This window comes from Syntrophorhabdaceae bacterium (genome assembly GCA_028713955.1).
Lineage (GTDB): Bacteria > Desulfobacterota > Syntrophorhabdia > Syntrophorhabdales > Syntrophorhabdaceae > UBA5609.
Genome location: JAQTNJ010000193.1, coordinates 1 through 6,069 on the forward strand (window position 1 = coordinate 1; position 6,069 = coordinate 6,069).

Sequence of the window (6,069 nt, forward strand, 5' to 3'; positions counted from 1 at the left end):
GCAGTCGGAGCAGGTTGATCTTCTCGGCCTCCAACAGCCCGCCGATCAGCTCGTCGTCGGTGTAGGCCGCTGGCGTGTAGTCGGTTGGATCGTCCGGCCCGTGCACGCACGGAGGCGCACGGCGGAACGCCAGCAGACACTGGGCCGCTACCCATGCGTTCTTTCGGGCGAGGTAGAAGCGCTCTTGGATTTTCCCACGCGCGCCGCCTCATCCCCTTTCGCTACGAGCGAGATCGACTCTGCGATCGGGCCGCTGAACGCGTAGAACTCATCGAACAACTCGCGGAGCATGGCCGCAGTGGGGTGCACGACGCACGAAGCGCACAGAAGCTCCTGCGCGTTGACCTTCTGTGCGAGGCTGGCGTCCTTGTTGGCCGCGACCTGCGCCGCGCGCTGGAACTCGCCCTTGGGGGGTCGGTGGAAATACACGATCCCCTGCGGCGTGTCGCAGGCGTACAGCTTGCCGCCGTGCTTCGCTTCGAGCTCTTCGATCTGTTCTTGGGATACGGGAGGAATCATGCTCAGCCTCATGTTTTCGGCAGGGGCCAGGCGCCCGGGCCCGCCTCAGCGCGGAGCCGGTGCGCCCAGCCGTGTGGCGGCGCTCAGGAGAGCGTCGGAACGAGACACTTGCCGTCGCGAAGAATGCGGCGGATGTGTAGGTCGAACTTTTCGGTCTGCGGGTCGGAGCCGGCCGTGCCGGAGTCCCCGACCTTCTTGACGCGACAGCCGGTGGCCGTGATGGTCAGCACGGCCTTGCCGGGCGGGGCGAAGTTCGCAACGATGTCGAAGTGGACTGTGCCATAGCCGTCTCCGAGCGTGTCGCGGAACAGCTTGGCGGCTTCGAGGTACAGCGTGATCGAGCCGGTCGCCTTGTACTGCCCGATCGTCTCGGCGACGTACTCGGGGCTGGTGCCGTAGCCGAGGCCGGGCTCCAGGTCGTCATCGAAGCTGAAGTCCTTGACGCGCAGATACCCCGCGCCCGCGAGCTTGAGCTCGACGGTGGCGAAGTCGTAGTCGAGTCCGTTGATGGTCGGTTGATCAGCCATCGGAATGCCTCACCTTCACCCCGAAATCTTGGGGTTCTTGTAGCCAATCGTGCCGGTCCACGTCTTGACGTAGCCCAGCCCGACGATCTCGAAGTCCACGAGGATCTGCCTCGTAGACAGGACGTTGTCGTTGCGGTGCACCCTTACGGTGCAGTCCGAAGCGCGCCCCAGGTTCACGGTCGCGTCTTCGAGCGCGGTCAGGATCTTGCGGTCGAAGCCGAGCGCGTCCCGCTCGTCGATGCAGCCGTTCAGCGGGTTCGCGGGGTCGTTGTAGACGCGGATGTGCTTGTTGCACAGCAGGGCCAGCGTGGCGTCGACTGCCTCGCAGCCGGCGTCCATGACAAGCCCATACTGGTCAAGGTCGAAGTCCGACCCGCCAGCCGCCATCGTGCAGCCCTGGGTGAAGTAGTAGCCCGCAATGCCTTCCCAGGTGCGCGCCGTCATGAAGCGCGCCGTGTCGAGGCCCGGGACCTTGTCCTCATCGTGGGACAGGGAGGCGCAGCCAGCGATCGGGCCGGCGTCCTCGATCTGGCCCAGGTCGACCTCGATGCCGATCTTGGAGCGGAGCGCGCTTGCTCCCCACATGATGGGCCTGCGCACGCTTGCGCCCGACGGGAGTCCAACCTCCATGAAGCCGGCCCCCACGATGACGCGGCCCTTCGCGCTGGCGAATGCCGCATAGGCCGCGATGAGGGCCGCCATCCAGACCGCGTCGTTCTTGTCCCAGGTGTTGAACGTCCAGGTGTTGTCGATGTTGCCGATCGCACCACCGAACGTGAACGTGAGCCCGAGCACGCCGATCGGGTTGATGCCCGTGACGGCCGTGACCAGGATGTCGGTCCCGTTGTAGGTGTTGCCGCCGTCCAGCGAATACTGGAACTTCGCGACGCCGAGCGCGCCGATGAGGGTCGTCTTGATCTTGACGTTCCAGCTGCTGTACGGGATGCCCGAGACCGTGACGTCGGGAGGCGCGGTGCCGCCCTTGGTAACGGCGCTGATCGGATCCATGTCGGCGGCTTCGCAGTAGCAACGCCGGTACTTGTGCGACGTGGCGAAGGACTCCATCTTGGTGTCGATCGTCGCGGCCAGCCCGGCCGTGATCTCGCCCACGATGTGCAGGTATCGCCAGTAGGAGCCGCCGAGCGCGAGCGCGTCCATGGCCGTGGTCAGGTCGGCGCTCTGGAACGCGGGAGCGGTGGTGTTGAAGTGGAACTTGTTGCCCGCGGTGAAGAACGTCGGACCGGCGCCGGCCGCGAACGTGAGGATGATGCCCGTGTTGGGGATCGTGTAGGTCCCGCCTCCCGGCACCTGGACCGGAAGCGACCAATTCACGGTGTCCTCATCGGGCCCGTCGTCGAGCGCGTACTTGAACGCCGCGGTCCCGAGCGTGCCCGTGGTCGTGATCTCGACCGTCACCATGTAGCGGTTGTTGGGCGCACCGCTCGCCACGCACGTGCCGGTGTCTCCGGTGGAGACATAGGGGGTCGCGGTCGTGATGACGCCAGCAACGCTGTCCAGGGCGCGATAGCAGATGATCGAGCCGGCGCCGTTCTCCAGCTCGTAGCTGGCCGCGTCAGCCAAGTTGCCGATGCCCAGGACCGATGCGATCTGGCCCGGGTCGGTGAAAGTGTATCCCACGCCGATGGTGCCGAGCGTGCAGGTTCCGATCAGCGCGTGGACGTTGTCGCCACCCTGGGCGACGCCGTTGCCGCCGCTCTTGACCGTGAGGGATCGCGAGGGGAGGGTCATGTCACACCGCCTTTGCCGGCGTCACGCCGTGCTGCTGGTAGCCGATGGGGTGGCCGGTGAGCTCGCCGCAGATTTCCTTGAACTGCTTGAGCGTCATCTCGGCGCCCTCGAATGCCCCGAACCTGCGGAGCGCAATGATCCGCAGCCCGGCCAGGTGGCAGCGGTGGTTCTCGGCCTCGCGCGTCTCGCGCTCCCCCGGCTTGAGGGGTTTGCCCGGATGGTACGGGCCAATCGGTTGCTCTGCCGCCCAGGCCTCGAGCGTCTTGCGCTCCTCGGACTGGACAGACTTCTCCGTCGCGGTCGCCGCAGGCGGCGCCGCCTTCGTCTCTTTGTTGTCCACGGGTCGCCTCCTATGGCGGTGTTGGCTTCGTGTACTTGGCGAGATGAACGTCAAGCGTTGCTTCGTGGTCGCCCGGTGTTGCGGCGACCGTCGTGACCACGTCCTCGGGCGTCGGGTTCGATTCGAGCGCCGTCTCGGTCGAGGGGATCGCCTCAGCCTGGGAGGTGATCGGCTGGCGGAACGTCACGGGCAGCAGGCAACCGTGCCCGTCGACCGTCCAGGCGTCATCGGCCTTGACGTTCCACTCGATGTCGCCGAAGTCGGCGCTCGCCAGGTTGTAGGTCCAGACGAGCCGGATCACCGCCTTGGCGATGGCAACCGACTGGTCGTAGCTCTTGCCCCAGATGAACGCGTTGAATCCGGCATTGCGTGTTCGGATCGACCGATACGTGTCAGTCGACAACGCCTGCGCCGACGTGATTTGGTCCCTCGTCGGGTACCAGATCACCACGGGGGGCGAGTCGTTGTCCTTCAGATGCTTGCGCCCGAACTTGACGACGATGCCAAGGGTGTCGAGACCCTGGCTGGCTTCGAGAAGGAGCGTGGGGATTCCGGAAGGGAGAGTCATTTGCCGTGCCCCAACAGGACGTCCATCGTGTCGTCGAATGCTTCCTGGAGGCTCCTGAGCCAGCGACTAGGCAATGCTCCCTCTGGCACCATGGGGCGCGCGGGGATCGTCACCTTCCGGGCGAACGCGTGAGTGTATTCCCTGCGCTGCTTGCCCTGCTTGCCGCGATAGTGAATGCACGGCCAGCACAGTGCGCGCGCGCCTTTCGCAACGATGACGGCACCCCGCTGGTGCACGCTCGCGTGCTGGAACCCGATGACTACCCGATAGCAGCTCGGGCTCACGGCCGCGATGTGGGTTGCATTCTTGAGGTGCTTGCCCGTATCGTTGAGCGGCGTACCGCCGTCGCCGTTGCGGCTGAGTTCCGAGAGGGCTGCCCAGGCGCTTCCGTCTGGTGCGGTTCCGTTCTTGAACCCTTCCTTGATGAGGTCGACCTGTTCCTCCGCGAGCGACTGCGAGACCAGCTTCATCCCGCTTTCGGCTACGCGGTTGAACCCTTTGATCAGAACGTCGAAGCCTTCGATCCCCTCGACGCCGCTCACGTGCCCCAGCCTCGCTTCGTGTTCGTGTACATGACCGGCCCTGCCTCATCGACCGTTGCGGTCGAGTCCACGATCCCGGGCGGGTCGATGCTCTTGTTTCCGACACCCTTGGCCCAGCTGCGCGCCGAGTCTCGGATGTCCTTCAGAACGTCCCAGTCCTGCCCGTCGAGCGACGTGCCCCGCGTGGTCAGGCACGTGAACGCAGCCAGCTCAGCCGCATGCTGCGTCAGCTCCGTCGACCAGGAGACCAGCGGGAACGTGTAGCGACGGTTGAACCGCCCATCCAAATCCTCGCTGGCGCTCTTGATGGCCCGCGCCATCGTGTCGGCCGTGATGTCGGCCAGGGCGCGCTGTGGGATCGCCAGCCCGTACAGGTCAGTCGGGCTGCAGTAGACCACGAATGCCGAGCCCGAGACCCCGAACGTGAAACTCGGGCCCGTGCCGGCGATGGTCCAGATGGCTCGCACGTACCGCGAGCACCCAGCGACGTTGATCTCCTGGGTGCCCACGGTGGTGCGGGCGGTGAACGCGGTGGCCGTCGTCCATGCGAGCTGATCCGGGCTCGTCTGGACCGTGACGGTCAGCGTAGGAGAGCCGGTCCCCGAGACAGCCGAGCACGCGAGCACGAGGCGGGCCATGGTGCAGACACCGAGGTCCACCGCAGCGGCGGTCCCGCTCGTGCCGCGCGCCGCGGAGGCCGCAAGCGTGACGGCTGTCTCGTTGTAGGCAGTCATGGATCAGGCCGGGCGGGCTTACGCCTGCTGGTAGACGCCCACCGGGATCCAGCTGGTTCCGTTGAACCGCAGCGTGATGCCGGCGAACTTGCTGGCCGTCATCGTGATCCACGTGGTGACGCCGTCCGTGACCGCGACCGTGAACGCGTCCGAGTCGTCGCGGTTGACCTCGATGATGTCGCCCAGCACGGCACCCGCGTTGTCGATCGTCAGCGTGCTGTTCTGCGTGACGGTGTCGATCCAGCCGTAGTTGCCGTCGGCAATCGCCATCGTGTCGGCGCCGCCCACGAACGCGACCGTGTACGGCTTGCACACGATGCGCTTGTTGGTCAGCGTCTGCACGTCCGCGAGCTGGACCACGTGCGCGCCCACGTCGAACGCCAGAGTCCCGACGCCAGGGGTCACGGTGACGTGGTCGGCAGTCCCACTGACGGTCGCGTACTCGGGCGCCGTCGCGCCCGCGTTGACCTTGACGATCTGGTTCGCAGTGCCGATCGCGAGCTTGCTCAGCACGGCTGCTGCCGAAGCGTAGAGCAGGTCGCCCACGGCGTACCCGCCCGCCTGGCCCGTTCCGCCGATGGCAGCCGTGATGGTGGGCAGCTGGCCGATGTCGACGCCGCCCCACTCGGGAGCGTTCGCTCCGGCGTTCGTGCGCAGGATCTGCATCGCGGTACCGATGCCGAGCTTCGAGAGGGTCGCGGCAGCCGAGGCGTACAGCATGTCGCCGATGGTGTAGCCACCGGCTTGCCCGGTCCCGCCCTTGGCGGCCGTGACGGCACTGGCCAGCGCGTCGGAGTCGATCTGCCCGCCGCCTGCCGCGTTCTCGTGGTTGTGACCCATGTTCGTCTGATCGGCGATCGTGGGCGTGGTCAGCGTCTTGCCGACCAGGGTCTCGGTTCCGCCGAGCGTCGCGAGCGTGCCCGTGGTGGGCAGCGTGACGCCGGTGGCGCCCGTCGTGGTGAACACCAGCGCGTGCGCGCCCACGTGGCTGATCGAGTCGAGGCACCCGAACGTGAGCGACGTGGTGTCGAGCGTGATCGGAGCGTTCGTGGTCAGCACGTAGCGCGTGTTGCCGCGAGCCGTGCCCTCG

General features: G+C 66.5%; 8 protein-coding genes. All 8 read right to left on the reverse strand.

The genetic code is table 11. The annotated features are described in order from the left end of the window. Window positions 1–147: 147 nt before the first annotated feature. Entirely contained in the window at window positions 148–519 is a 372-nt protein-coding gene (locus tag PHU49_13385; protein MDD5245000.1) for a hypothetical protein, read from the reverse strand. Between the two features lie 83 nt (window positions 520–602). Continuing rightward, window positions 603–1,046, reverse strand: a complete 444-nt coding sequence (locus PHU49_13390) for a hypothetical protein (protein ID MDD5245001.1) — start codon at window positions 1,044–1,046, stop codon at window positions 603–605. A gap of 15 nt (window positions 1,047–1,061) precedes the next feature. Further along, complete coding sequence (locus PHU49_13395; protein ID MDD5245002.1) at window positions 1,062–2,795, reverse strand: DUF2586 family protein; 1,734 nt, start codon at window positions 2,793–2,795, stop codon at window positions 1,062–1,064. A 1-nt stretch (window position 2,796) separates the two neighbouring features. Then, window positions 2,797–3,135 carry a hypothetical protein gene (locus tag PHU49_13400; GenBank protein ID MDD5245003.1) on the reverse strand — a complete coding sequence of 113 codons (339 nt, stop codon included), beginning with the start codon at window positions 3,133–3,135 and terminating at the stop codon, window positions 2,797–2,799. A 10-nt stretch (window positions 3,136–3,145) separates the two neighbouring features. Then, the gene (locus tag PHU49_13405; protein ID MDD5245004.1) at window positions 3,146–3,703 is read right to left on the reverse strand and encodes a hypothetical protein; all 558 of its coding nucleotides are present in this window, start codon (window positions 3,701–3,703) and stop codon (window positions 3,146–3,148) included. Further along, entirely contained in the window at window positions 3,700–4,245 is a 546-nt protein-coding gene (locus PHU49_13410) for a phage virion morphogenesis protein (GenBank protein MDD5245005.1), read from the reverse strand. The genes PHU49_13405 and PHU49_13410 overlap by 4 nt, the downstream gene beginning before the upstream one ends. After that, window positions 4,242–4,979 (reverse strand): hypothetical protein, encoded by a 738-nt coding sequence (locus PHU49_13415; protein MDD5245006.1) that lies wholly within the window; start codon window positions 4,977–4,979, stop codon window positions 4,242–4,244. The genes PHU49_13410 and PHU49_13415 overlap by 4 nt, the downstream gene beginning before the upstream one ends. Window positions 4,980–4,997: 18 nt before the next feature. Then, window positions 4,998–6,069, reverse strand: a 1,072-nt coding sequence (locus PHU49_13420; protein ID MDD5245007.1) for a hypothetical protein, incomplete at its 5' end; no start/stop codon positions are given.